Below are 24,118 nucleotides of genomic sequence, written 5' to 3' on the forward strand. Positions count from 1 at the left end.
CGTCATCCCAGTTCCAGACATCACCCGGCTGATCCATTACGAAGCGCGTTCCCTTTCGATGGCATCGGCGAGTCCCGCTGCCCATTTCGTAATGTCGCCTGCCCCGAGGCAGACGATAAGATCGCCCTCTTCGATTTCCCCAGCGAGTTTCGCTGCAAGGTCCTCGCGGTTCTCGACCGTTTCGGCCGAGCGGTGTCCGCGCGACTTGAGACCCGCCACGAGCGCGGCGCTGTCGACGCCCTCGATCGGGTCTTCGCCCGCAGCATAGACGGGCGCTGCGTAGACCTGGTCGGCCTCGTTGAAGGCGCTCTGGAAGTCTTCCATCAGGTCGCGCAGGCGCGTGTAGCGATGCGGCTGGACCACTGCGATGACGCGGTTCTTTGCAGACTCGCGAGCAGCAGAAAGCACGGCGCGGATTTCGACCGGGTGGTGGCCGTAATCGTCGATCACGGTCGCGCCGGCCACGGTGCCGACATTGGTGAAACGCCGGCGCACACCGCTGAAGCTGTCGAAGCCGTTGCAGATGACCTCGTCCGGACAGCCCATCTCGATTGCAACGGCGATCGCGGCGAGCGCGTTCTGGACGTTGTGGCGACCGGGCATCGGGAGCGTCACGTTCTCGATCCGGCGGTCTTCGGCCTGGTCCTTGGGACCTCGCTGGCGCACGATCACGTCGAAGCGGTTGCCGCCTTCATGCGGCTGGACATTCACCCCGCAGATATCGGCCTGCAGGTTGAAGCCGTAGGTCACCACGCGGCGGTCACGGACCTTGCCGATCACGGCCTGCACTTCCGGGTGGTCGATGCACAGGATCGCCGCGCCGTAGAACGGCACATTGTGGATGAACTCGACGAAGGCGTCCTTCACTCCTTCGAAATCACCATAGTGATCGAGGTGCTCTGGATCGATGTTGGTGACTACCGCAATCGTGCCGTCGAGGCGGAGGAAGCTGCCGTCGCTCTCATCGGCCTCGATCACCATCCAGTCGCTGTCACCGAGGCGGGCGTTCGAACCGTACTGTTCGATAATGCCGCCATTGATGACCGTGGGATCGACCTTGCCGCTGTCGAGCAGCGCGGCGATCATGCTGGTGGTGGTTGTCTTGCCGTGCGTTCCGGCGACCGCGATGGTCGACTTGAGGCGCATGAGCTCGGCGAGCATTTCCGCGCGCTTCACGACCGGGATGCGGTTTTCGAGCGCGTGCGCGACCTCGGGATTGGTCCGGCGAACCGCGGTCGAAGTGACCACCACTGCGGCACCTTCGACGTTCTCGGGCGCATGGCCGATCTTCACGTCGATGCCCTGCTCGCGCAGCCGCTCGACAGTGGGACCCTCGTTGATGTCCGAACCCTGCACCGAATAGCCGAGGTTGTTCATCACCTCCGCGATGCCCGACATGCCGATGCCGCCGATGCCGACGAAATGGATGGTCCCGATATCGGTAGGTACGCCCTTCATTCCGCGCTCTCCCGCTTGGCGCCCTGGCCTGCGACCTGCCCCTGTGTTGCACCGCGGGCATTGTTTCCGCCCACGCGGATGACATCCATCATGTCCGCTCCGCCGAAGCTCTCCACGAGGTCGGCGAGGTCTTCGACCGCCTTGGGACGGCCGCAGTTCCACGCGGCGTGCGCTGCGTTGGCGAGCCCCTGCGGATCGTCCGCAAGGACACGGATCTGCTTGGCCAGTTCCTTGGCCTCGAACTTTTCCTGCCGGATCATCCGCGCCCCGCCGGCCTTGGCCATTTCGCGGGTGTTGGCGGCCTGGTGATCGTCGGTCGCGATGGGCAGCGGGATGAGGATGGCCGGACGGCCGACAGCGGTCAGCTCGGCAATCGTCGATGCGCCCGCGCGCCCGATGAAGAGATGCGCATCGGCCAGCCGCGTCGCCATATCTTCGAAATAGGTAGCGAGCTCTGCCGGGATGCCGTGGTTGCGATAGCGCTCGCGCACCGCGTCGAGATCCTCGGGGCGGCACTGCTGGGTGACCTGCAGGCGCTGGCGGATCGCGGGGGGCAGCATGGCGAGGCCATCGGGCACGATCTCGGAAAGGACACGCGCGCCCTGGCTGCCGCCGGTCACGAGGACGCGCAGCAGTCCGTCTTCGCCATAGGCCGGGAATGGTTCGTCGCGCAGCGAGAGGACCTCGTGGCGCACGGGATTGCCGACCAGGTAGGTCTTGCCCTGGTGCGCGGGCTTGAGGCGCTGCACATCGGGATAGGCAGTCGCGATCGCCTCGACGCGGCCTGCCAGCAGGCGGTTCACGCGGCCGAGCACGGCGTTCTGCTCATGCACGATGGTGGGAATGCCCGCCGAAGTGCTGGCGAGGATTGCAGGAAGCGAGGGATAGCCGCCGAAGCCGACGACCGCGCTCGGCTGGAAGCTGTCGAACAGGCGCAGCGCCATCTTGCGGCCTTCGAGCACGGATTTCGCGCCCCTCAGCCATTGCAACGGGTTCTTGCCGAAGCGGCCTGCAGGAATGACATGCGCGGGCATGAAGTCGGGTTTGCCGGGGATCGCCTCGCCGCGCTCGTCGGTGATCAGCGCGACATGGTGGCCGCGCCGCTCGAGCTCGCCTGCCAGCGCGAATGCCGGAAGCAAATGACCGCCGGTACCGCCGGCAGCGAGGACATAATGACGTGACGACCCGGTCATTGGTGGATTTCGCGCGTGCTGCGCGCCTTGTTTGCATTCATTCCATCCCCCTGCCCGATGCCCAGCAGGTCGCCAAGTCCCCTTGTGGTGGTCTTGAGATAGGGATTGCGCCGCGTGACTGCGACGAGCAGCCCGACGGTAAGGCAGATGGCGATGGTCGAGGACCCGCCGTAGCTCACCAACGGCAGCGTCATGCCCTTCGAGGGGAAGAGCTGGAGGTTCACGAGGATATTGATGAAGGCCTGCCCGCCGAGCAGCGCGACAAGGCCGGTTCCGGCGAGCAGCGCGAACAGGTCGTCCTCGTCCACCAGCCGCATCAGCACCCGTACAATGATGGCAAGGTAGAGGCACACGATCACCGCGCAGGCGATAAGGCCGAATTCCTCGCCGATGACCGAGAAGATATAGTCGGTATGCGCCTCTGGCAGGCTCATCTTGCGAATGCCGAGGCCGTAGCCAGCACCGGTCCAGCCGCCAGCCACGAGCGTGCGACTGGCAAGGTCGACCTGGTCGAAAGCAGTGCCGCCGCCGAAGAAGGAATCGATGCGGTGACGCGCGTTGTCGTAGAGGAAATAGGTCGCGGTCAGTGCGGCGAGTGCACCGCCGATCACAGCGCCGAGCTTTTTCACCTCCACGCCCGAGAGGACGACCATCACGAACCAAACGCCGCCGAACAGGATGGTACCGCCGAGGTTCGGCTGCAGCATGAGCAAAGCGGCAATGAGCACCAGCACACCGGTCGCGATGGTCAGCACCGGAAGGTTCGGATCGCGCATCCGCCATGACAGGATCCACGCCAGGGTGATGGCAAAGGCGGGCTTCAGGAATTCGGACGGCTGGAACTGCATGCCGAGATTGATCCAGCGCCGCGCGCCGTTGATCTCCACCCCGATGAAGGGAACGAGGAACATGAGACCGATCATCCCGCCTGCCAGCAGCACGCCGAGACGCCGCGCGTTCTCCCGGGTCAGGAGCGAGGCACCGACAAGCACGCCCAATGCAATGACCTGCCAGATCAGGTGCCGCCAGAAGAAGTAGAGGGGGTCGAGTGTCTCGGCCGAAGTCGACAGGCGGTTGGCGCTTGCAGGGCTCGCCGCTGCGACCGCGATGGTGCCGAGCGCCATCAGGAGAAGGATCAGGCCGAGCAGCACCCGGTCGATCTCGCGCCACCAGATCTTGATCTGGCTCCAGCGCGAAAGCTTGCCGCCCGGGATATGCGCAGGCTTGCGCTTGGCGCCGGGAACGAAGGGCTGCTGCGCATTCATGCCAGCGCCTCCACCAGCTCGCGGAAATGCTCGCCGCGCTTCTCGAAGTCGGTGTACTGGTCGAAGCTCGCGCAGGCGGGCGAGAGCAGGACGGTGTCGCCCGCCTCTGCCTTGGCGGCAGCTGCCGTCACCGCGCGATCAAGCGTTTCGCACTGTTCCACCGGCACGCGGCCTTCCAGCAGCGCGGCAAAGTCCGGCCCGGCCTTGCCGATGGTGTAGGCGGCTTTGACGTGGGGCAGTTCGGCCTCGCACTCGCCCAGACCCGGCTCCTTGGCGAGGCCGCCGAGGATCCAGTGGATGTTGTCGAAGGCCGCGAGCGCGGGAGCGGAGGCAGCGGTGTTCGTCCCCTTGCTGTCGTTGACGTAGGCAACACCGGAGATTTCCGCGACACGTTCCATGCGATGCGGGAGACCGCCATATGTGCGAAGACCTTCGGCAATTTCATCACTCGACAAGCCTAGATCTTCACAAACAGCCTTCGCCGCAGAAGCGTTCTGCCGATTATGTGGTCCTTGTAGCGCAAGCCATGTTTCTTGGTCGCCCGGATCGATGTCGTCGATGAATTGAATCAACGGGTCCTCAGCGTGGTCAAGCACGCCTTCATCTGCTTCGGCGCGGTAATCGACTACAGCGAACTGGTTGGCGGACTGCATCGAAAAGAGTCGCGCTTTGCTCGCCGCATACTTCGCGAAGTCCCCATCATACCGGTCCAGATGATCCGGCGTGATGTTCAGCAGCACCGCCACATCGCAATCGAGCGAATAGGTCAGGTCGATCTGGTAGCTCGACAGCTCCAGTACATAGACCCCGCCTTCCGGCAGAGGCTCCTGCTCGAGGATCGGCAGGCCGATATTGCCGCCCATGGTGGTCGGCACGCCTGCGGTCTTGAGGATATGGTGGACCAGCGCGGTGGTGGTCGACTTGCCGTTGGTGCCCGTAATGCCGACGACCTTGTGCGCCGGCAGGTGCTCGCGCGCCTGTGCGAACAGTTCGACATCGCCAATCACTGGCACGCCGAACTTGTCGGCATGGGGCTTGATCGGGTGGGTGTTGAGCGGGACGCCGGGGCTGACGATGACGCCCGCATATCCGGTAAGGTCCGCTTCGAGCGGATCGCCGATCGCGCAGCGCCCATTGTAAGGCTCGCGCGCCTCCTCGCGGTCGTCCCACACCAGCACGTCCGCGCCCGCGGCCAGAAGCGCCTCGACCGTCGCCCGGCCGGACCGCGCGAGGCCGAGCACCGCGTATTTCTTGTCCTTCCAGGCGGGCGAGGTGATCATCTGAGCTTGAGCGTTGCCAGCCCCAGGAGTGCGAGCACGATGGCGACGATCCAGAAGCGGATGACGACCTTGCTCTCGGACCAGCCGAGCTGCTCGAAATGGTGGTGGATGGGGGCCATGCGGAAGACCCGCCGCCCCGTGCGCTTGAACCAGAAGACCTGGATGATGACCGAAAGCGCCTCGAAGACGAAGAGCCCGCCGACGATCGCGAGGACGACTTCGTGGTGGGTGGCAACGGCGATCGCGCCAAGCGCGCCGCCAAGGGCCAGCGAGCCGGTGTCGCCCATGAAGACGGCGGCCGGCGGCGCGTTGAACCAGAGGAAGGCGAGCCCCGCCCCCATGATCGCCGCACAGAAGATCGCAAGCTCCCCTGCGCCCGGGACATGCGGAATGCCGAGATATTCGGAATAGTCCACGCGGCCCACGAGATAGGCGATGACTGCAAAGGTGCCCGCGGCGATGATCACCGGCATGGTCGCAAGGCCGTCGAGCCCGTCGGTGAGGTTCACCGCATTGCCCGCGCCCACGATCACGAAGGCGGCGAAGACGAAGTAGAACGGCCCCAGCTCGATGCCGAAGTCATTGATGAAGGGGACGTAGAGGAAGGTGTTGATCTGGCTGACGATGAGCCAGCTCGCTGCGCCTGCGACGATGAACTCGAACAGCAGCCGGACCTTGCCCGAAACGCCCTTGTGGCTGGCCTTGCTGACCTTGTCGTAATCGTCGAGGAAGCCGATCAGGCCGAAGCCGCCGGTCACCGCCATGCAGGCCCAGACGAAGGGATTGGACAGGTCCATCCAGAGCAGCATGGACAGCGTCAGGCTGATCAGGATCATCAGGCCGCCCATGGTGGGCGTACCGACCTTGGCGAGATGCGTCTGCGGCCCGTCCTCGCGGATCGGCTGGCCCTTGCCCTGGCGCACGCGCAGCATGTCGATGAAGCGGGGGCCGATGACGAGGCCGATCAGCAGCGCCGTGAGCAGCGTCGCGCCTGCACGCGCCGTCTGGTAGCGGACGAGGTTGAACAGCCCTTCGAAATTAAAATACTCGGCGAGGAAATAGAGCATCGGGCGGCTTGGCTTCCCTAGGTAAAGTGTTCGACGAGCTTGCCGAGCCCGACCGAGTTAGAGCCCTTCACCAGCACGGCATCGCCTGCGACGATGCCGAAATCCTCCAGCAATGCGATGGCCTCCTCGGCAGATTTGCAATGCTCCCACTCGAGCGGCTTGCCAAGCGAGTTGAAGGCCGGTTTCCCCAATTCCCGCGCCAGAGCGCCCATCTCGTCGCCCACAAGCAACGCATAGTCGACATCTGCGGAAATCAGGCTCTCGGACAGGCCTGCATGGAACTTGGCGGCGAAGTCGCCGAGCTCCTTCATCGAGCCCAGCACGGCGATGCGGCGGCTCGAGGGTGTCTGGCCGAGCTGCGCGAGCGTGGCGCGCATGCTGGCGGGATTGGCGTTGTAGCTTTCATCGATCAGCAGCGCCTTGCCGCCAGGTGCATCGATGCCGTGGCGCTCGCCGCGCCCCTTGAGCCCGCCCATCTCGGCAAGCGCGAGACCGGCTGCGGCCATGTCACCGCCGGCAGCGCGCACCGCGGCCATCACGGCGAGCGAGTTGGCAACCCAGTGCTCGCCCGGTTCGGCGACCGTGTAGCACAGGCGTCCGGTGTCGAATTCGCAAGTAACGAGACTGCCGCCATTGGCGCTCGGGATCGCATCGAGCAGGCGCATGTCAGCCTTCTTCGAGCGACCGAAGCTGACGACCTTTGCGCCCTTGCGCAGCGCGGCGAGACGCAGGCGCTCGAAATATTCGCTGTCGGCGGGGATCACGGCGATGCCGCCTTGCTCAAGCCCGGCAAAGATTTCCGCCTTGGCATCGGCGATCGCCTCCATCGAACCGAGGTTCTCGATATGCGCGGGTGCGATCGTGGTGATGACGGCGACATGCGGACGGACCTGCGCGGTCAGGCCTTCGATCTCGCCCTTGTGGTTCATGCCCATTTCGAAAATGCCGAAACGGCTGCGGGCGGGCATGCGCGCGAGGCTGAGCGGCACGCCGACATGGTTGTTGTAGCTGCGCGTCGAGCGATGCGCCGCGCCGCGGCTTGCGCGCTCGAGAGCTGCGAAGATGGCTTCCTTGACCCCGGTCTTGCCGACCGATCCTGTGACACCGATGATCTTCGCCTCGGTGCGTGCCCGCGAGGCCGCAGCGAGCGCTTCGAGCGCCTCATTGGTGTCCTCGACGAGGATATGCGGATAGTCGACCGGGCGATCGACCACGGCAGCGGCAGCCCCGTTCTCGAAAGCCTTGTCGAGGAAACGGTGGCCGTCCATCGCCTCGCCCTTGAGGGCGAAGAAGAGGTCGCCGTTCACGACATCGCGGCTGTCCATTTCGACCCCGGAGACCTGGAAGTCCCCCGAAGCCTGTCCGCCGACCGCCTCGGCAATGCTTTGTGCGTCCCAAAGGGTGAGCGGGAGGCGGTCGCGCGGATCGGCAGGCCATTCCTGATAGGCCGGGTGGCGCAGGATGGCGGCGCTCACGCGTCACCTCTTGCAATAAGCGCCGCGCATTCGCGTGCGACTTCCACGTCGTCGAAGGGATGGACCCGCATGTTTTCTCCCGATCCGATTATCTGACCCGTTTCGTGTCCCTTGCCCGCGACGAGGACGATGTCGTCCCTGCCCGCTTCGGCAATGGCAGCATGGATGGCTTCGCGGCGGCCTGCGACCTCGCGCGCTTGCGGCGCGCCTTCAAGCACCTGGCGGCGGATTTCCGCAGGATCTTCGCCGCGTGGATTGTCGTCGGTGACGATGACGAGGTCACTCGCCTTGGCAGCGGCTTCGCCCATCGGGGCGCGCTTGCCGTGGTCACGATCGCCGCCCGCGCCGAAAACGGTGATGAGCCTGCCCGAGACATGCGGACGCAGCGCCGCAATCGCGGCCTCGAGCGCGTCGGGCGTGTGGGCATAGTCGATATATACGGGTGCGCCGCTCGGAGCGATGACGGCACGCTCGAGCCGCCCGCGCACGGGCTGGAGGCGCGCAACCGCATCCCAGACGCGGCTCGCATCGATCCCGCTCGCCAGCGCAAGGCCGGCCGAAACGAGCGCGTTCGACACCTGGTAGGCGCCGATCAGCGGCAAGTTGATGGTGCGTTCGGTCCCCGCGTGCTCGACCGTCAACGACTGGCCGAGCTGCGTCGGCTCGCGGCGTGAGAGATGGATGTCCTCACCCTCCTCGCCCACGGTCATGATGGCGAGACCGCGTTTCTCGGCGTGTTCGACGACGCGCTTATTCCACCCGCTGTCGCCCGCGCCCATCCAGATGACCGCAGTCGCATCGTCCGAGACGACCTCGTCGAAGAGGCGCATCTTGGCAGCGAAATAGTCTTCCATGTCCGCGTGGTAATCGAGGTGGTCGCGGCTGAAATTGGTGAAGCCGGCTGCTTCGACCGGGATGCCCTCGTTGCGATACTGCGACAGGCCGTGGCTCGATGCCTCGTAGGCGACATGCGTCACGCCTTCGCGAGCCAGCCCGCTCATGTTCGAAAGGAAGGTGACGATATCGGGCGTGGTGAGACCGGTCGAAACGCTCTCGTCGGGCGTGGTGACACCAAGCGTACCGATGCTCGCGGCGCGCTCGCCCGACATGCGCCATATCTGGCGGGTCATCTCGACGCAGCTGGTCTTCCCGTTGGTACCCGTAACCGCAACGATGTGCTCCGGAACGGGCGTGAAGAACTGCGCGGCCAGTTCGGCGAAAGTCTTGCGCGGATTATCGCTGGCGATGTGGATCGCACCGTCCACCTTCGCCTCTGCGCGCGCGATGACGGCTACGGCGCCGGCCTCGATAGCGGCGGGGATGAAGTCCTCGCCATTGACCTTCGTGCCCTGGAATGCACCGAAGACCGTGCCGGGCGCGACCTTGCGATTGTCGATCGCGAAGCCGGTCACATTGACCTCGCCATCGCCCGGACACGCGATCCCGGCCTGGGCGCAGAGCTTACTCAGCTTCATCCTGCGCCTCCGGAATGAGCGGGGTGATGGCGGAAATGTCGATGTCGCGCGTGTCGTCGGGAAGCACCCCGATCAGCGGGCCGATACGCGGCACGAGACGGCCCACGATGGGCGCTGCGTTCCAGGCGGCGGTACGCTGGTAGGAGCTGGCAAGCGTGCCGCGCGGCTCGTCGAGCATGGCGATCACGACATAGCGCGGGCGATCCATCGGGAAGGCCGCTGCGAAGGTCGAGACCAGCGCAGTCTTGCGATAGCCGGCCTTACCGCCCGGCTTCTCGGCCGAGCCGGTCTTGCCGCCCACGCGGTAACCGGGAGCATCGGCGCTGCGGCCGGTGCCATAGACCGAGATGGCGCGCAGCATCTGGCGCATGCGGCTGGAAGTCGAAGCCTTGAATACGCGGCGGCCCTTGGGCGCCTCGCCCGGGCCGAGCTTCTTGAGCGTGGCCGGGCGATAGACGCCGCCATTGACCATGGCTGCATAGGCGCTGGCGAGGTGGAGCGGCGTCACCGCGATCGAGTGTCCGAAGCCGACGGTCATGTTGGTCAGACGCGGCCACTTGTCGCCCGGCCAGATAGGAAAGCCGCGCGCGGGAATTTCGATTTCAGGACGGGCGTTCATACCCAGATCTATCATGTAGCGACGAAGGCGTTCCGCACCGAGCTCGTCGGCGATACGCGCGGTCGTCGTGTTCGACGAGTGGATCAGTGTCTCCACCGCATTCATTTCCGGGTCCATCTTGTGGCTGTCGCGGATCGTGAAGCGACCGACCGTGACCGGTGAAGCGTCGAAGTCGCGGCCGAGGTCGCGCAGCATGCCGCTGTCGATCGCGGCTGCCACGGTCAGCGGCTTGAAGGTGGAGCCGAGCTCGTAGACCTGGTTGGTCACGCGGTTGAACATCAGCTTCTCGCCCTCGGCATCGATCTTGTTCGGATCGAATTCGGGAAGGCTGGCGAGCGCAATGACTTCGCCCGTGTCGACATCGAGCACGATACCCGCACCGCCCTGCGCGCGGGTCAGCTTCATGCCGCGACGCAGTTCGTCCTCGAGGGCGCCCTGCACACGAACGTCGATCGACAGCGCGACCGGCGTGCCACGAGTCAGCGGGCTGGAAAGGTGATCGTCGAAGACCTGCTCCATGCCGACTCGGCCCTTGCCGTCGGCAGCGACATAACCGAGCACGTGCGCCGCCATCTTGCCTTGCGGATAGTGGCGGTCTTCTTCGGTCGGCATTTCGAGCGCGAGTTCGCCCAGTTCGTGGACGCGGTTGGCTTCCTCGGGCAGCAAGCGCTTGCGGATGTAGCCCGCCTTGCCGCTGGCGAGCTGGGCAGCGACTTCCTTCTGGTCGAGGTCGGGGAAAATCGCCTTGAGCTTGGCCGCCACGCCTTCCGGCGTTCCGACGAGCGGCGCGCCGTCTTCGCCCATCGCCTTGGGATTGAACCACAGGGCATAGGCCGGGAAGGCTCGCGCCATGGGCACGCCGTTGCGATCGACGATCTGGCCGCGCGAGGGAAGCAGCGCGTCTTCCAGAGAGGTCGCGCGCGCACCCTCGCCGCCGATGCCGAGATAGGCGATCCGCGTGAGTGCAAGCAGGGCCACGAAAGCGAAGCCGACCGCGATCCAGAGAACGCGCCAGCGCGCAAGATCGAGCGATTGCTGGCGGATGGTGACGAGTTGGACCCGCCCACTTGCCATCGCCATGCTCACCGCCCCCGGGCCACCGTGGAGAGCGGAGAAAGCGTTCACTGGCCAACCTCTGCCGCTGCTACCGAGACACGAGCGGGCTGGGCCAGTCGCTGGGCGAGGCTGCTCGCAAGGCGCCGGGACGGTTCAGCCGGTTGCACGACTGCGACCTGCTTTGCATCGTCCGAGCCGAGCCATTCGTCGAACAGCCCCTCTTCCTCGCTCTCGCCGGCGTCGGCCATGGCGACACGAATGGGCTGCGGCGCACCGATACCGCGCGGAGTGCCGAGCACGGCAAGCTGGCGCTCCTGTTCGAGATACTGGTCGGCGCGCGGGGCGCTGTAGCCGAATTCGACCCGGTTCCAGTCTGCCAGCTGGTGCTGGTTGGCGCGGGTCTGGAACTCGGTTTCGAGCATCTGCTTGGCGCGCTCTGCCGCGATGATCTGGCGTTCGACGAGGCGCACGTCGCTCTTCACCGCGTTGACCTTGAAAGTCAGCGCGAGGAACGCAGCGAGGCACGCACCGAGCAGCACGAGCCAGCCTATCTGGCGCAGGCGGGAGGTGTGCGTCGTCATGCCGCCTCCCTCGCCGGAGTGGAGGTGCGCACGGCGTGGCGGAGCACGGAGGAACGCGAGCGCGGGTTGCGCTCGATTTCGGCCTGCGACGGCTTGATCGCCTTGGAAACTCTTGAGAAGACCGGATCGACCTGCGCGACCATGGGGACATGTCGCGAGGCGCTCGGGGTCGAGGATGCCTCGCGCAGGTAGCGCTTGACGATCCGGTCTTCGAGGCTGTGGAAGCTGACCACCGCGAGGCGGCCCCCTTCGCGCAGCAGGTGTTCGGCAGCCGACAACCCTTGGGACAGTTCGTCGAGCTCGCCGTTCACGTGAATTCTGATGGCCTGGAATGTGCGGGTGGCCGGGTCCTTCTTGTCGCTCGGCTTGTAGCCAAGCGCCTTGCGCACGACGCGCGCCAGATCGCCGGTCGTCTCCAGCGGGCGCGCGGCGACGATCGCGCGGGCCACGCGGCGCGACTGGCGTTCCTCGCCAAACTGGTAGATCACGTCCGCGATCCGGCTTTCCTCGGCAGTGTTGAGGAAGTCCGCAGCGCTTTCGCCCTCCTGGCTCATGCGCATGTCGAGCGGGCCATCGGCGGAGAAGGCAAAGCCGCGCTCGGCCTGGTCGAGCTGCATCGAGGAAACGCCGATATCCATGACGACGCCGTCGACGCTTTCGACGCCGGCATCGCGCATGACTTCGAGCATTTCAGAGAAACGATGCGGATGAAGAATGAGGCGGGGCGGATTTTCCTCCGTCTCCCGCCAGGTGCGACCCGCAGCAATAGCGTCGGGATCCCGGTCGAACGCATGCACGACGGCACCGCGCTCCAGAAGCGCCCGAGTGTAGCCGCCCGCGCCGAATGTCGCGTCGATCAGCACGTCGCCCGGCTGCGGGTCGAGTGCCTCGATTACCTCGTCGAGGAGGACGGGGATGTGGGGTGCTTCGCTCATTTGCCCTTCGCTTTCGCGTCGGCAAGGAAGCTTTCGCAGGCCGCCTTGGCGCTGGCCCAGTCGTCGCCCATTTCGGCGAGCTGCGCAGGGTTCCACAAGGTGAAGAAGCGGCCACCGCCCTGGAAGTAGAGGCCATCCTCGATCCGGCCGAGAGTGCGCAGGTGTTCGGGCATGACGAAGCGGCCGCTGTCGTCGAAGGGCAGTTCGACGAAGCCGAAGAGCTGGCTGGCGCGGGTGTCGCGGTCGAAGTCGCGGCCGACCTTGTATGCGAGTTCTTCCTCGCGATCGAGCTGGGCGTCGAGTTCGTTCTTGCGCGAAAGGCCGAAGCCGGTGAGGCAGTTCCAGGTCGGATGCTTCATGAGGCACAGAACGCGGCCGTCGGAGCTTTCCTTCACGGCCTTGCGGAACAGCGGCGGGAGCACAAAGCGGCCTTTATCGCCCGCAGGCGAGTAGGCTTGTCCGCTGTACCCTCCGAATTGCACTGCCCTGTCCCCAGCTGGCGTTTATCGTCCTCCCCGGACACAGCTCCCCCGTCCGCCGAAGCGCAAAGCTCCGCCGGCCCGCTTCGCGAATGGCGATGCGCGCAAAGACACTGGCATGTCCGATGTGTGTTGGATTTATCGCGGGAGGCGCGGGGATGGAAGGGAAAATTGCGGGATTTTACGGGATTAGTCTGCAACTAGTTGATTTTAAATCACTTATTTCTGTGAACAGTGCACCCAATCCTTGCCAAAGCGTAAATGCAAACCACGGAAAAGTCCCGAGAATCACGGGTAATCCCGTGCTTTCCCCGCCCGAGTCCCGGATTATCCCGGGCCGAGTCCCGCAATTTCCCGTGGCTGCCTAGTCGCCGAAGATGGAAGCGGTGAGAGCGGCGAGCGCTTCGCGGCGTTCGGGCGTGTCGTAGTGGTCGTCCAGAAGCGCCGCATCGGCGATCAGGAGCACCTCGCCCTCACCCACGCTGCAGCGAGCGGCGATGCCGCTTTCGGCTATCGTGCATTGCGCCTTCGGATCTTCTCCCGAGCTTTCGAACTCGCCTGCAAGCTCCACCGGGACGGCGACTTGTCCAAATGCCGCCTCGCGTTGCCCTTCGGACTGCGCATCGTCGAATTTCAGCTCGAGGCCCCAGCGCGTGAGCAGCGGAGAGATGAGCACCATGTCGTGCGGACGGCGCGGATCGCCGATCGCGAACTCGCTGTGCTGGGTGAGCACGGGATCGGCAAAGATGAGCGCCTTTCCGCCAGCGCGCAGCCAGGCGTCGAAAGCCACGTTTTCCGATGGCGCAAGCGGTCTCGGCTGGGCGAGCACGACCTCTTCCAGCCCTTCGAGCGCATCTGCCTCGAGCGTATCGAGTGGCGTCAGCGTGCGATCTTCCTCCAGTTGTGCGCGTACCCATCCTGGCTGGCTTCCCCCTTCGATCATCGAAGAGATGTCCGCGCCCTCGCCCCAGTAGATTGGCAGCGTGCTGAAGAGACCCAGCGTCGGTCCGCTTTCGCCACCGCCAAGATCGCCACTGGCCTCCGGCGCGGCATTGCACGCGGCCAGCAGCAGTCCCAGCGATATGGCGAGCACGCTAGCGCGCAGGCTGGTCGGCATTCTGGCTGCCCTGTTCCGGAACGACGGCAGGCGACTGCGTGGGCGTCGGCTGGGCGGGCAGGTCGGGAACGACGCCTGCTTCGACCAGCGGATCGTTCTGCGTCGGCGCGGCGCTCGGCTCGGTGGTCGGCGCAGCTGCCGGAACCGCGGCCGCATCGACTTCGCGGGTACGGTCCTGGATGAGGCTGGCAAGGCCGACGAGGAGGATCATCAGCACCACGCCGCCGACACCCACCTGCAGGCGCTGCATGGCCTGTGCGCGCGTGCCGCCGAGCGGCACGTCGGTCACATCCTCGAGGGTCGGCTTGTCACGGGTAAGGTCGAAATGGCGTGGCATGGCCCAAAACTTGGGCGCTGCCGCCGCTCGCGTCAATCGCCGTCTTCGAGCCACTCGAAAACCGGCAGGTCCTTCGAGCGCAGCCAGTCGGCATTGTAGAGCGTCGAGAGGTAGCGGAAGCCGGTATCGCAAAGGATGGTCACGACGCGGGGATTCTCGCGCCCTTCGGCCACAAGCTGCTTGCCCAGCGCGATGGCGCCGGCGACATTGATCCCGCTCGACAGGCCGAGACAGAGGCCTTCTTCGCGCAGCAGCCGCGCAACCCAGCCGAGGCCTTCCTCGTCCGAAATGCGGAACTGCGTATCGATCGGCGCGCCTTCGAGGTTGCCGGTGATGCGGCCCTGCCCGATGCCCTCGGCGACCGAGGAGCCCTCGCCCTTCAGTTCGCCGTTTGCGTAGTAGTTATAGAGTGCCGCGCCGTGCGGATCGGTCAGCGCGATCACGACGTTCTCGTCGAATTCCTTGAGGCCCATTCCGACCCCGGCGATCGTGCCGCCGGTACCAGCCGCGCAGGTGAAGCCGTCGATCCGGCCTCCGGTCTGCTCCCAGATTTCCTTTGCCGTGCCCTCGATATGCGCCTTGCGGTTGGCGGTATTGTCGAACTGGCCTGCCCAGATCGCGCCCTCGGTCTCTTCCGCCATGCGGCGCGAGACGTGCTGGAAGTGATTGGGGTCGGCATATTTGGTCGGCGGCACGGTGACGAGTTCGGCACCCAGTGCGCGCAGGGTCGCCATCTTCTCAGCTGACTGGTTGTCAGGCATGACGATGATCGTCTTGTAGCCCAGCGCATTGGCCACCAGCGCGATGCCGATGCCGGTGTTGCCGGCAGTGCCTTCAACCACGCAGCCGCCCGGCTTCAGCTCGCCGCGCGCTTCTGCATCGCGGATGATGTAGAGCGCAGCGCGGTCCTTTACCGAAGCGCCGGGGTTGGCGAATTCGCATTTGCCATAAATGTCGCAGCCGGCTTCCTTGCTGGGGCCTTCGAGCCGCACCAGCGGAGTATTGCCGATCAGGTCGAGCGTATGCTCGCGTACGGGAATTTGTGTCATGCTGGCCGAGGTAGGCGCGGGTGCCCCCTCACGCAAACAACATCAATCTTCAGGGGCAATAGTAACCTTCAGCCCGTCGAGATCGCCGGTGAAGGGAATCTGGCAGGAGAGACGCGAGGTTTCGACGCGGTGGTCCGAGCTCTCGAGAAGGTCGTCCTCATCTTCGCTCATTTCCGGAAGCTTGCCGGTGAATTCGGGATCGACATGCACGTGGCAGGTCGCGCAGCTGCAGCAACCGCCGCACAACGCCAGCAACTCATCGAAGCCGTTGTCGCGGATGGCTTCCATCACGGTCAGGCCGTCTTCGACCTGGATTTCGGAAGTTTCGCCTTCACGGGTGGTGACGATCAGCTTGGGCATCGATGCATTCCTGTGTTGCGTCGCCCGCCGCGCGGGCCGTATGCGAAGGGCTGCTATTCAAAGCGAGGCGGGAAGGCAAGTCACACTATGGGTCTCACCAAGACGCAGATACGCGAGCATCTCGATGCGGTGGCCTCGGACGACCCCGTGGTCGCAGGCGCGCTCGAACGCGTCGGCTATCCCGAAGAGCGTATTCGCCCGAAGGGCTATCGCACGCTCCTGCGCACCATCGTGGGCCAGCAGGTAAGCGTGGCGGCAGCATCATCGGTATGGAACAAGCTCGAGGCCGAGCTGGGCGAGGAAATGCACGCACACGAACTGCTCGCACGAGATTTCGACACGCTGCGCGGCTGCGGGCTGTCGCGCCAGAAACAGGGTTATGCGCGCAGCCTGTGCGAACTGGTGGCAGGCGGCGAGCTCGATCTGGAAAACCTTCCGTCGGACGACGAGGAAGCGATTGCCGAGCTCACCCGCATCAAGGGCATCGGCCGCTGGTCGGCGGAGATCTACCTGCTGTTTGCCGAAGGGCGGCAAGATATCTGGCCGGCAGGCGATCTCGCCGTTCAGGCGGCTTGCGGAAAGCTGCTCGACATGCCGGAACGGCCGAGCGAGAAGGAAACCCGCGCGCTGGCGGAAAGGTGGAAGCCCTATCGCGGGGCCATGGCCATCTTCACCTGGCATGCCTATGCCGATCCGGCACTGTAATTCGGGAGGGAAAACATGAGCACGCGCAAGGCAATTTTCGTCACCGGCGGCGCATCGGGCATCGGGCGCGCGATCGCGCTCTATTTCGCGGAGCGCGACTGGTTCGTCGGGGTGGGCGATGTCGACGAGGCCGGCATGCGCGAAACGCTCGGCATGATGGGCCACGGCTTCAGCTACCAGCACAAGTTCGATGTGCGCGAGCGCGCGGACTGGGACGAAGCGCTCGACGGCTTCGCCACCGCCGCGGGCAGCCGGATCGACGTGCTCGCCAACAATGCGGGCATTCCGCTGGGCGGCTCGCTCATGGAGAACAGCACCGAGGAAATCGAGCGCTGCCTCGACATCAACCTGAAGGGCGTGCTGTTCGGCGCGCAGGCGGCCTATCCGCACCTCAGGAAGACCGCGCCGGGATCATGCCTGCTCAATACCGCGAGCGCCGCGGGTATTTACGGCACGCCGGGAGCGAGCGTCTATTCGGCAACCAAGTTCGGCGTTCGCGCGATCACCGAGAGCCTCGATGGCGAATGGGCGGAAGACGGGATCAAGGTCCGCTCGATCATGCCCAGCTTCATCGACACACCGCTGCTCGACCACAATCCCAACGCGAGAGCCAACGAGGATATCCGCAGCCGCGTGAAAGAGGCGGGCCTCGAGATCACGCCGGTGGAGGAAGTGGCCAAGGCCGCGTGGGACGCGGTGCATGGCGAAAAGCTGCACACCGTGGTGGGCAAGACCGCCAAGCAGATTGCCTTCGGCGCGCGCTGGATGCCCGGCCGGGTTCGCAAGCAGACGCGCAATTCGACGCGTCCGCTGGGGAAATAGCTTCAGACCAGCTTGTCGATCTTCTTGGCCATGTTGACGTCGCGCAGGGACAGCCCGCCGGCGTCATGCGTGGTCAGCGTGATCTCTACCTTGTTGTAGACGTTGAACCATTCGGGATGGTGGTCGCGCTTCTCCGCGATGATCGCGATGCGCGTCATGAATGCGAAAGCCTCGGCGAAATCGGTGAATTCGAACTTGCGTTCGATCGCCTTGCCTTCACGGGTGAGCGTCCACTCGGGCAGTGCGCGCAGCCAGCTGTCACGTTCCTCGGCGGTAAGTTCCTCGACGGGCATGGCTGCGAATCTCCTCTAGCTGGTCGCGCCCTTCTTGTGGGCTCGGGGCCTTTTGCCTAACGCTGCGCGCCATGCAAGCGCAGCTCATCGCAAACGACATCGCATGCCGCCGTGGCGAAAGGCTGCTCTTCAAGGGGTTGTCGCTTGGCTGCGCGCCCGGTGATGCGCTGCAGGTCACGGGATCGAACGGTGTCGGCAAGTCGAGCCTGATCCGCATCCTTGCCGGCCTGCTCAAGCCTTTTTCGGGCGAGGTCAGCACGACGGGCGCGATGGGGCTGATCGACGAGACGCTGGCGCTCGATGCGAACCAGCCGCTGGGCAAGGCGCTCGCATTCTGGGAACGGATCGACGGTTGCAGAGACCCCTCGCGCGCCTTGGAGGTCCTGCAGCTGGAAGAACTGCTCGACGTGCCGGTGCGCTTCCTTTCGACCGGCCAGAAGAAGCGCGCGGCCTTCGCGCGGCTGCTCAATCGCAACTGCCCCATCTGGCTGCTCGACGAGCCGCTGAACGGCCTCGACACGCAGGCCCAGAAGAGCGTCGAGTCGCTGGTGGCGCTGCATTGCTCGGGCGGCGGGATCGCCGTGGTCGCCTCGCACCAGGCGATGGCGTTGCCCGATGCGGAAACGCTCGCGATCGAGGATTTCGCCGCATGAGCCCCGCCCTCGCCCTGCTTCGCCGCGATCTCGGCCTGCTGATGCCCGGCGGCACCCAAGGCGGCGTCCTGCCGTTGCTGTTCTTCCTCGCCGTGGCGATGCTGTACCCCTTCGCCGTCGGTCCCGATGCGCAACTGCTCGCGCGGACGGGCGGAGGCGTGATCTGGGTCGCTGCGCTGCTCGCCGCGATCCTGCCGCTCGAGAAGCTCGTTGCAGGCGATGTCGAGAACGGCACTTTCGACCAATTGCATCTTCGCGGCATTTCGGAAGAGCTGGCGATGGCAATCCGCCTGGCCGCGCACTGGCTCGCCTTTGCTCCGCTGCTGCTGGTCGCCACCTTGCCCGCAGCGGCATTGCTCGGCCTTAGCGGCGAGACGACCCGGACGGTCCTTCTCGGCCTTCTCGCGGGCACTCCCGGCCTTGCCGCAGTGGGCCTGATGGTGGCGGCGCTTACCGCGGCCATGCGCGGCGGCGCAGCGCTTGCGGGGTTGATGGTGATCCCGCTCGCCGTGCCGATCCTCATTTTCGGTGCCGGCGCCCTCGCCCGGCCGGACGAGAGCGCGATCCTGCTGACAGCGGCGATCAGCCTCGTCCTCGTGGCCATCGCTCCCTTCGCGGCAGGGGCCGCGATCCGGGCGTCGCGCGAAAACTAGAAGACAAGCCTGCGACTAGCCTTTTTGAGTAAGTGACACTGCTGCTATGATTGAATAGCAGACACTATTCGTGGACCGGGTATTGGGGGCACCGCAATGGAAGACGACGAAGAGTTCATAGATTTCTACGCCTTGTTGCAGATCGATGCGTCCTGCGACCGGTCGATGGTGGAGAAAGCCTACCGCCACCTCGCGCAGCTCTATCATCCCGACCACTCCGAAACCGCCGACGTCGACAAGTTCCAGGACGTCACGCGCGCCTACAAGGTCCTCAAGGACGCGAAGCGGCGTGCCGAGTACGACCGGCTGTATGAAGCCGAGCTCGGGCTAAAGCCCGCCACCGCCAAACCGCGCGACGACATCATCATCGATGGGTCCTCGGCGATCGAGGATGCCGAAGCGCATGAGAAGATCCTGCTCGCGCTCTACAAGCGCCGCCGCGAACGGGCGGACCAGCCGGGCGTCATGCCCTATCGCATCCAGTCGGAAATCGGCTGTTCGGACGACAGCTTTGAATTCCACACCTGGTACCTGAAGTCGAAGGGCTTCATCCAGATCACGCAGCAGAGCGAACTGGCGATCACCATCGAAGGTGTCGACCACGTGATTTCGCAGAGCCGTGCCGAAAAGGAAAAGCTGCTCCTCGAGCAATCCAAGCCCGAGGAGGAATAATCACTTAGTAGGGCGGCTTATGCAGGCCGCGCGGACTGGTGGTGAAGATCTCGACCCCGTCTTCGGTGATCCCGATCGAATGCTCGAACTGGGCCGAGAGCGACTTGTCGCGCGTGACCGCAGTCCATCCGTCGCGCAGCATCTTGGCATGCGGGCGGCCGAGGTTGATCATCGGCTCGATCGTGAAGAACATGCCCGGCTTCAGTAGCGGGCCGGTGCCCTTGCGGCCGGTGTGGATCACTTCAGGCGCATCGTGGAACAGGCGGCCGAGACCGTGGCCGCAAAACTCCTGCACCACGCCGTAGCGATGCGACTTCGCATGCGCTTCGATCACCGCGCCGATATCGCCGAGACGCGCGCCCGGCTGGCTCGCCGCCTCGATGCCGAGCATGAGGCATTCATAGGTCACGTCGACCAGCTTGCGCGCCTTGAGCGCGGGCTCGCCGGCGAAGTACATCCGGCTCGTATCGCCGTGCCAGCCGTCCAATAGCGGGGTCACGTCGATGTTGACGATGTCGCCGTCCTTCAACGCCTTCTCGCCCGGGATACCATGGCAAATGACGTGGTTGATCGAGGTGCAGCAGCTGTGCGCATAACCGCGATAGCCCATCGTCGCAGGCACTGCGCCCGCATCAAGCATCATCTCGCGGACCTTGTCGTCGATCGCGCCGGTGGTCACGCCCGGCTGCACGAATTCGGTCAGCTCGTCGAGGATCTCGGCGGCAAGGCGCCCGGCCTTGCGCATGCCCTCGAAGCCCTCGGGCCCGTGAAGCTTGATGGTCCCGTCACGATAGACGGTCTGTTCGCTGTCGATTACCTGGTATTCGGTCATGCGCGCCCATGTAGCGATTGCGCGCGAGAATTGCGAGACCGTCAGCGCTTAACGCTGAATGCATTCGCATATTCGGGCTTCACAGCATCGATTACAGAGGCCGTCACCGGGAAATTGAGCTCATAGGCTCCCTCGGCATAGGGCCCTGCGACATAGGGTCCGAAATAGACGCTGATGCGGTCGAAAGTCTGCTCGTTCGACGATCCGACCAGCACGGTCGCCTCGTCGAGACCGGGGCAATCGGAGAAGCTGCCTCCGGACGTCCGGTTGACCGTCGCCCCCCGCCTGCGGGACCGCGCACGATCGAGCGCATCGCACAGTTTCGCGCCGAGCGCGTTTTCGAGTGCGACCGGCGAATTGAACATCTCGATGCCCTTGATAGCGGCCGAGCGCTCCTTGTCCCACACGAGCGACTGCTTGCCGGTCATGCCGTGCGCGCCGCCCGTGTACACATAGGTATCGGCCGAAAGGGAGAGCCAGCCGGGCAGGTCGGTCACGACCTTCCATTCCTTTTCGAACCCGCGGGCCTTGCAGGTCACGCAATCGCCGGGAAAGTCGACCAGCGACTGCTCCCATTCGCTCTTCTGCTCGGCAAGCGCCTCGTCGCGCTCGGCTTCGAGCATGGCGGCAAGGTCGGCCTGCTCCGATACTTTTGCCGGCCAGCTGTAGGCAAATTCGCGCGTGCCGCCGCTGCGTTTCTCGTCGTCGTTGAAAGACACGCCCTCGATCGCCGGGACCTCCGGCGGCTGGGGGACTTCGGGTGGCTGCGGGGGCGCGGAGGCATCTCCACTGTCTTCTTCGGCCTGCGAGCACGCGGCGCTCGACAGAGCCAGAGAAATCAGGAACAGGGGCGCGCGCATGGAATTACCTTGCCGAGACACTTAAACACGCGAGAGGCATATCATGGCCGACAAAGCCGACCTAATCCAGGCAGACCGTGGACAGGAAGCTATCCCCATCCATCTGGTCAACAAGGCCGGTTTCCCGGATTGGGTCAAATCGCTCTCCTCCGGACAGCGTGCGGCCCTCGCTGCCCAGAAGTTCGACGGTTCGGGTTACCAGGTCGGCATTGTCCCCGATGGTGACAACTGGTTCGTGGTCGGCGGCGTCGCCAATCCCGAAGAACTGTCGAGCTGGTGCATGGCCAAGCTCGCCGAGACGCTTCCCGAAGGCACCTATCGCAGGGCCGAAGGCGATGCCGGCCCCGCCGTGCATGGCTGGCAGACCGCGCAGTACACGTTCGAGCGCTACAAGAAGTCCGAGAAGCCGGTCGGCCCCCGCATCCTGCTGACCAAGGAAGTGAAGAAGATCGACGCAGCCAAGGCCGAAGCGCGCGCGGTCTGTCTCGTACGAGACCTCGTAAATACCCCTGCCGAGGACATGGGCCCGGCTGCGCTCGAAGAACAGTGCGAGAAGCTCGCCAAGGAGCATGGCGGTAAGCTCGAGGTGACGCGCGGCGACAAGCTGGAGCAGGAATATCCCATGGTCCATGCGGTCGGCCGCGCTGCTGCGCGCAGCCATGCGCCGCGGATCATGCACCTCACCTGGGGCAAGGAAAGCGACCCGGTGATCGCCGTGGTTGGCAAGGGCGTTTGCTTCGACAGCGGCGGGCTCGACGTCAAGAGCTCCACCGGCATGCTGCTCATGAAGAAGGACATGGGCGGCGCAGCGCACGCCATTGCGCTCGCAGGCCTGATCATGGGCGCGAAACTGCCGGTGCGCCTGCACCTGCTGGTACCAGCGGTGGAGAATGCCATTGCCGGCAACGCCTTCCGTCCCGGCGACGTGCTCAAGACGCGCAAGGGGCTGACGGTGGAGATCGGCAATACCGATGCCGAAGGCCGCCTGATCCTCGGCGATGCGCTGACTCGTGCATCGGAAGAGAATCCCGAATTCATCGTCGATTTCGCAACTCTGACGGGTGCGGCACGCGTGGCGCTGGGGCCCGACTACCCCGCCCTCATGACCCGCGAGGACGCGACGGCCGACGCGCTGATCGAGGCGGGCCGCGGCGTCGATGACGAGCCCTGGCGCCTTCCGCTGCCCGAAGCCTATGCCGAGTGGCTTTCCTCCGACATCGCCGACACCAACAACGCGCATGGCAATGCCTTTGCCGGTGCCAGCGTGGCCGGCCTGTTCCTCGACAAGTTCGTGGGCGAAGGGATCGACTGGGCGCACTTCGACACCTTCGCATGGCGCCCCACGGCCAAGCCCGGGCGACCCAAAGGCGGCGACGCCTACGGCCTGAGGGCCAGCTGGCACATGCTGCAAAAGCGTTTCAAACCGGAATAGTGACGGCTTGCGCGCTTGCCCCGCGACAGGAGCGAGGGTAAGCGCCCGCAACTGCAACAGGGAAACGACACGTTGAGCGAAGCGGCGAACTACAACCTGCCCACCGGAATCGTCGGCCTCAAGGGCCCGGTGGAGAAACCTGCGCCCGGCACGCTGCCGCTGCGTGGCGATCTGGCGCATATCGCGCTCGCAGACCATTTCCTCGCAGCGCACTACGTCATCCCGCACGAACGCCACATCGGCGACGCCGACGTCGTGCTCAAGATCGCCATGCGCGACGATGCCGACGATGGCGCCACGCTCGCAGCGGGCAGCAAGATCGAACTGCTCGACCAGGCCGGTGACTGGCTCTGGGTCACCGTGGGCCCTGAAGGCCCGAGCGGCTACCTGCGGCTCGGCGCACTCGCACCCGACCAGTGACGCACAAGGTCTTTATCGACGGGGCAGCAGGTACGACCGGCCTCGAGATTGCCGATCGTCTTTCCGGGCGCAGCGAATTCACGCTCATCACGCTCGACGACACCCGCCGCAAGGACACCAAGGCTCGCCGCGAAGCGCTGAACGAGGCGGATGTCGCAATCCTCTGCCTGCCTGACGATGCAGCCCGCGAAGCGGTCGAGCTGATCGACCCTGCTTCGGGCACGCGCATCATCGATGCCTCTTCCGCCCACCGCACCGCCGAGGGCTGGTGCTATGGCTTCCCCGAACTGGTCGGCAGCGAGCGCGTCGCCGATGCGCGGCGGGTGAGCAATCCCGGTTGCTATCCGACCGGCTTCCTGGCGCTTGTCGCACCGCTGGTGCGCGAAGGCCTGCTGCCTGCGGACTGGCCGTACACCGTCAACGCGGTGAGTGGCTATTCGGGCGGCGGCAAGGCGCTGATCGAGCGCTTCGAGGCCGAGGGCGCACCTGCCTTCCGTGCCTATGGCTACGATCTTGCGCACAAGCACCTGCCTGAAATGAAAGAGCATGCGGGTCTCGACCACCCCGTGCTGTTCGCGCCGTCTGTCGTACCTGCCTATCGCGGCATGATCGTCGAGGTACCGCTGCATCTCGGCGCGATGGAAAGCGACCCGCACGCCGACAGCCTGCGCGATGCGCTGGCCGAGTTCTACGACGGCTCGCCCCTCGTCACAGTCCATGAAAAGGGCGTGGTCGGGGAGCTGCTGCTCGAAACCGACGCCGCCCCTTCGGACGGGCTGGAGCTGTTCGTTTTCGGCAATGAAGGCGGCTGGAACGCGCGCCTCGTGGCGCGGCTCGACAACCTCGGAAAAGGCGCAAGCGGAGCGGCGGTGCAGAACCTCAACCTGCTTTGCGGACTGCCCGAAACTGCCGGCCTCAAGCTGCCTGCTGCCTAAAATTTAGGCACGGGACGACCAGCCTTTGGGCAAGCCTGCCCGGCACGCCTTCCACCACCCGCGCATTTGCGCCATTTGTGCAGTTGGCACGCTTC

26 protein-coding genes are annotated in these 24,118 nt (G+C 65.1%); 8 read left to right on the top strand and 18 right to left on the bottom strand.

Annotated elements, in window-relative coordinates; translation table 11 throughout:
• Positions 1-36 precede the first annotated feature (36 nt).
• The 15 genes from murC to K3163_RS10920 form a co-directional block, all read right to left on the bottom strand.
• Complete coding sequence (gene murC, locus K3163_RS10850) at positions 37-1,458, bottom strand: UDP-N-acetylmuramate--L-alanine ligase (protein WP_221554224.1); 1,422 nt, start codon at positions 1,456-1,458, stop codon at positions 37-39.
• Complete coding sequence (gene murG, locus K3163_RS10855) at positions 1,455-2,651, bottom strand: undecaprenyldiphospho-muramoylpentapeptide beta-N-acetylglucosaminyltransferase (protein ID WP_221427888.1); 1,197 nt, start codon at positions 2,649-2,651, stop codon at positions 1,455-1,457. The genes murC and murG overlap by 4 nt, the downstream gene beginning before the upstream one ends.
• Positions 2,648-3,916, bottom strand: a complete 1,269-nt coding sequence (locus K3163_RS10860) for an FtsW/RodA/SpoVE family cell cycle protein (RefSeq protein ID WP_221554225.1) — start codon at positions 3,914-3,916, stop codon at positions 2,648-2,650. Before K3163_RS10860 ends, murG begins: the two co-directional genes overlap by 4 nt.
• Positions 3,913-5,196, bottom strand: coding sequence for a UDP-N-acetylmuramoyl-L-alanine--D-glutamate ligase (murD, locus tag K3163_RS10865; protein WP_221554226.1), 1,284 nt, complete (start codon positions 5,194-5,196; stop codon positions 3,913-3,915). The genes K3163_RS10860 and murD overlap by 4 nt, the downstream gene beginning before the upstream one ends.
• Positions 5,193-6,263 carry a phospho-N-acetylmuramoyl-pentapeptide-transferase gene (gene mraY / locus K3163_RS10870; RefSeq protein WP_221427885.1) on the bottom strand — a complete coding sequence of 357 codons (1,071 nt, stop codon included), beginning with the start codon at positions 6,261-6,263 and terminating at the stop codon, positions 5,193-5,195. The genes murD and mraY overlap by 4 nt, the downstream gene beginning before the upstream one ends.
• Positions 6,264-6,280: 17 nt before the next feature.
• Positions 6,281-7,738, bottom strand: coding sequence for a UDP-N-acetylmuramoyl-tripeptide--D-alanyl-D-alanine ligase (locus K3163_RS10875; protein ID WP_221427884.1), 1,458 nt, complete (start codon positions 7,736-7,738; stop codon positions 6,281-6,283).
• Positions 7,735-9,213 carry a UDP-N-acetylmuramoyl-L-alanyl-D-glutamate--2,6-diaminopimelate ligase gene (locus tag K3163_RS10880; RefSeq protein WP_221554227.1) on the bottom strand — a complete coding sequence of 493 codons (1,479 nt, stop codon included), beginning with the start codon at positions 9,211-9,213 and terminating at the stop codon, positions 7,735-7,737. The genes K3163_RS10875 and K3163_RS10880 overlap by 4 nt, the downstream gene beginning before the upstream one ends.
• Positions 9,200-10,912, bottom strand: coding sequence for a peptidoglycan D,D-transpeptidase FtsI family protein (locus K3163_RS10885; protein WP_221554584.1), 1,713 nt, complete (start codon positions 10,910-10,912; stop codon positions 9,200-9,202). The genes K3163_RS10880 and K3163_RS10885 overlap by 14 nt, the downstream gene beginning before the upstream one ends.
• Before the next feature lie 41 nt (positions 10,913-10,953).
• Positions 10,954-11,469, bottom strand: a complete 516-nt coding sequence (locus tag K3163_RS10890) for a hypothetical protein (RefSeq protein WP_221427882.1) — start codon at positions 11,467-11,469, stop codon at positions 10,954-10,956.
• Positions 11,466-12,404: a 16S rRNA (cytosine(1402)-N(4))-methyltransferase RsmH gene (gene rsmH, locus K3163_RS10895; protein ID WP_221554228.1), complete on the bottom strand. Its 939-nt coding sequence runs from the start codon at positions 12,402-12,404 to the stop codon at positions 11,466-11,468. The genes K3163_RS10890 and rsmH overlap by 4 nt, the downstream gene beginning before the upstream one ends.
• Positions 12,401-12,826 (bottom strand): division/cell wall cluster transcriptional repressor MraZ, encoded by a 426-nt coding sequence (locus K3163_RS10900; protein ID WP_244920221.1) that lies wholly within the window; start codon positions 12,824-12,826, stop codon positions 12,401-12,403. Before K3163_RS10900 ends, rsmH begins: the two co-directional genes overlap by 4 nt.
• Before the next feature lie 421 nt (positions 12,827-13,247).
• Positions 13,248-14,000 (bottom strand): motility-associated ABC transporter substrate-binding family protein, encoded by a 753-nt coding sequence (locus K3163_RS10905; RefSeq protein WP_221554229.1) that lies wholly within the window; start codon positions 13,998-14,000, stop codon positions 13,248-13,250.
• Positions 13,978-14,337, bottom strand: a complete 360-nt coding sequence (locus K3163_RS10910) for a hypothetical protein (protein WP_221427878.1) — start codon at positions 14,335-14,337, stop codon at positions 13,978-13,980. The genes K3163_RS10905 and K3163_RS10910 overlap by 23 nt, the downstream gene beginning before the upstream one ends.
• 32 nt (positions 14,338-14,369) lie before the next feature.
• On the bottom strand, positions 14,370-15,386 hold the full coding sequence (locus tag K3163_RS10915; protein ID WP_221554230.1) for a cysteine synthase A: 1,017 nt from the start codon (positions 15,384-15,386) through the stop codon (positions 14,370-14,372).
• A gap of 42 nt (positions 15,387-15,428) precedes the next feature.
• Positions 15,429-15,746 (bottom strand): 2Fe-2S iron-sulfur cluster-binding protein, encoded by a 318-nt coding sequence (locus K3163_RS10920; protein ID WP_221427876.1) that lies wholly within the window; start codon positions 15,744-15,746, stop codon positions 15,429-15,431.
• Positions 15,747-15,833: 87 nt separating this feature from the next.
• Here K3163_RS10920 and K3163_RS10925 point away from each other — a divergent pair, with 87 nt between their 5' ends.
• The gene (locus tag K3163_RS10925) at positions 15,834-16,451 is read left to right on the top strand and encodes a DNA-3-methyladenine glycosylase family protein (RefSeq protein ID WP_221554231.1); all 618 of its coding nucleotides are present in this window, start codon (positions 15,834-15,836) and stop codon (positions 16,449-16,451) included.
• Positions 16,452-16,466: 15 nt separating this feature from the next.
• Positions 16,467-17,273, top strand: coding sequence for an SDR family oxidoreductase (locus tag K3163_RS10930; protein WP_221554232.1), 807 nt, complete (start codon positions 16,467-16,469; stop codon positions 17,271-17,273).
• 2 nt (positions 17,274-17,275) lie between these two features.
• Here K3163_RS10930 and K3163_RS10935 read toward each other — a convergent pair whose 3' ends face one another.
• Entirely contained in the window at positions 17,276-17,566 is a 291-nt protein-coding gene (locus tag K3163_RS10935; protein ID WP_221427873.1) for a 4a-hydroxytetrahydrobiopterin dehydratase, read from the bottom strand.
• 71 nt (positions 17,567-17,637) lie between these two features.
• Between K3163_RS10935 and ccmA the strand changes: the two genes are divergently transcribed.
• The 3 genes from ccmA to K3163_RS10950 all read left to right on the top strand — a co-directional run bounded on the left by ccmA (position 17,638) and on the right by K3163_RS10950 (position 19,544).
• On the top strand, positions 17,638-18,219 hold the full coding sequence (ccmA, locus tag K3163_RS10940; RefSeq protein ID WP_221427872.1) for a heme ABC exporter ATP-binding protein CcmA: 582 nt from the start codon (positions 17,638-17,640) through the stop codon (positions 18,217-18,219).
• The gene (locus K3163_RS10945) at positions 18,216-18,872 is read left to right on the top strand and encodes a heme exporter protein CcmB (protein ID WP_221554233.1); all 657 of its coding nucleotides are present in this window, start codon (positions 18,216-18,218) and stop codon (positions 18,870-18,872) included. Before ccmA ends, K3163_RS10945 begins: the two co-directional genes overlap by 4 nt.
• A 96-nt stretch (positions 18,873-18,968) precedes the next feature.
• Positions 18,969-19,544, top strand: a complete 576-nt coding sequence (locus K3163_RS10950) for a DnaJ domain-containing protein (protein ID WP_221554234.1) — start codon at positions 18,969-18,971, stop codon at positions 19,542-19,544.
• Between the two features lie 4 nt (positions 19,545-19,548).
• Here K3163_RS10950 and map read toward each other — a convergent pair whose 3' ends face one another.
• Together map and K3163_RS10960 are read right to left on the bottom strand one after the other, a co-directional pair.
• Positions 19,549-20,376: a type I methionyl aminopeptidase gene (gene map / locus K3163_RS10955; RefSeq protein WP_221554235.1), complete on the bottom strand. Its 828-nt coding sequence runs from the start codon at positions 20,374-20,376 to the stop codon at positions 19,549-19,551.
• Positions 20,377-20,417: 41 nt separating this feature from the next.
• Positions 20,418-21,236: a DUF3298 and DUF4163 domain-containing protein gene (locus K3163_RS10960; protein ID WP_221554236.1), complete on the bottom strand. Its 819-nt coding sequence runs from the start codon at positions 21,234-21,236 to the stop codon at positions 20,418-20,420.
• Between the two features lie 43 nt (positions 21,237-21,279).
• On the opposite strand from K3163_RS10960, the gene K3163_RS10965 reads away from it, so the two are divergent.
• The 3 genes from K3163_RS10965 (at position 21,280) to argC (ending at position 24,023) form a co-directional block, all read left to right on the top strand.
• Positions 21,280-22,668: a leucyl aminopeptidase family protein gene (locus K3163_RS10965; protein WP_221554237.1), complete on the top strand. Its 1,389-nt coding sequence runs from the start codon at positions 21,280-21,282 to the stop codon at positions 22,666-22,668.
• Between the two features lie 72 nt (positions 22,669-22,740).
• Positions 22,741-23,088: a hypothetical protein gene (locus tag K3163_RS10970; protein WP_221554238.1), complete on the top strand. Its 348-nt coding sequence runs from the start codon at positions 22,741-22,743 to the stop codon at positions 23,086-23,088.
• Positions 23,085-24,023: an N-acetyl-gamma-glutamyl-phosphate reductase gene (gene argC, locus K3163_RS10975; protein ID WP_221554239.1), complete on the top strand. Its 939-nt coding sequence runs from the start codon at positions 23,085-23,087 to the stop codon at positions 24,021-24,023. The genes K3163_RS10970 and argC overlap by 4 nt, the downstream gene beginning before the upstream one ends.
• Positions 24,024-24,118 lie beyond the last annotated feature (95 nt).

This window comes from Qipengyuania xiapuensis (assembly GCF_019711395.1).
Lineage (GTDB): Bacteria > Pseudomonadota > Alphaproteobacteria > Sphingomonadales > Sphingomonadaceae > Qipengyuania > Qipengyuania xiapuensis.

Bases quoted from the DNA above. Each gene is read 5' to 3' on its own strand.
- K3163_RS10930 (WP_221554232.1), top strand. From the start codon at position 16,467: ATGAGCACGCGCAAGGCAATTTTCGTCACCGGCGGCGCATCGGGCATC.
- murG (WP_221427888.1), bottom strand. From the start codon at position 2,651: ATGACCGGGTCGTCACGTCATTATGTCCTCGCTGCCGGCGGTACCGGC.
- K3163_RS10880 (WP_221554227.1), bottom strand. From the start codon at position 9,213: ATGAAGCTGAGTAAGCTCTGCGCCCAGGCCGGGATCGCGTGTCCGGGC.
- mraY (WP_221427885.1), bottom strand. From the start codon at position 6,263: ATGCTCTATTTCCTCGCCGAGTATTTTAATTTCGAAGGGCTGTTCAAC.
- K3163_RS10935 (WP_221427873.1), bottom strand. From the start codon at position 17,566: ATGCCCGTCGAGGAACTTACCGCCGAGGAACGTGACAGCTGGCTGCGC.
- K3163_RS10965 (WP_221554237.1), top strand. From the start codon at position 21,280: ATGGCCGACAAAGCCGACCTAATCCAGGCAGACCGTGGACAGGAAGCT.
- K3163_RS10890 (WP_221427882.1), bottom strand. From the start codon at position 11,469: ATGACGACGCACACCTCCCGCCTGCGCCAGATAGGCTGGCTCGTGCTG.
- K3163_RS10905 (WP_221554229.1), bottom strand. From the start codon at position 14,000: ATGCCGACCAGCCTGCGCGCTAGCGTGCTCGCCATATCGCTGGGACTG.
- murC (WP_221554224.1), bottom strand. From the start codon at position 1,458: ATGAAGGGCGTACCTACCGATATCGGGACCATCCATTTCGTCGGCATC.
- K3163_RS10885 (WP_221554584.1), bottom strand. From the start codon at position 10,912: ATGGCGATGGCAAGTGGGCGGGTCCAACTCGTCACCATCCGCCAGCAA.
- ccmA (WP_221427872.1), top strand. From the start codon at position 17,638: ATGCAAGCGCAGCTCATCGCAAACGACATCGCATGCCGCCGTGGCGAA.
- map (WP_221554235.1), bottom strand. From the start codon at position 20,376: ATGACCGAATACCAGGTAATCGACAGCGAACAGACCGTCTATCGTGAC.
- murD (WP_221554226.1), bottom strand. From the start codon at position 5,196: ATGATCACCTCGCCCGCCTGGAAGGACAAGAAATACGCGGTGCTCGGC.
- K3163_RS10925 (WP_221554231.1), top strand. From the start codon at position 15,834: ATGGGTCTCACCAAGACGCAGATACGCGAGCATCTCGATGCGGTGGCC.
- K3163_RS10920 (WP_221427876.1), bottom strand. From the start codon at position 15,746: ATGCCCAAGCTGATCGTCACCACCCGTGAAGGCGAAACTTCCGAAATC.
- K3163_RS10860 (WP_221554225.1), bottom strand. From the start codon at position 3,916: ATGAATGCGCAGCAGCCCTTCGTTCCCGGCGCCAAGCGCAAGCCTGCG.
- K3163_RS10950 (WP_221554234.1), top strand. From the start codon at position 18,969: ATGGAAGACGACGAAGAGTTCATAGATTTCTACGCCTTGTTGCAGATC.
- rsmH (WP_221554228.1), bottom strand. From the start codon at position 12,404: ATGAGCGAAGCACCCCACATCCCCGTCCTCCTCGACGAGGTAATCGAG.
- K3163_RS10960 (WP_221554236.1), bottom strand. From the start codon at position 21,236: ATGCGCGCGCCCCTGTTCCTGATTTCTCTGGCTCTGTCGAGCGCCGCG.
- K3163_RS10910 (WP_221427878.1), bottom strand. From the start codon at position 14,337: ATGCCACGCCATTTCGACCTTACCCGTGACAAGCCGACCCTCGAGGAT.
- K3163_RS10915 (WP_221554230.1), bottom strand. From the start codon at position 15,386: ATGACACAAATTCCCGTACGCGAGCATACGCTCGACCTGATCGGCAAT.
- K3163_RS10945 (WP_221554233.1), top strand. From the start codon at position 18,216: ATGAGCCCCGCCCTCGCCCTGCTTCGCCGCGATCTCGGCCTGCTGATG.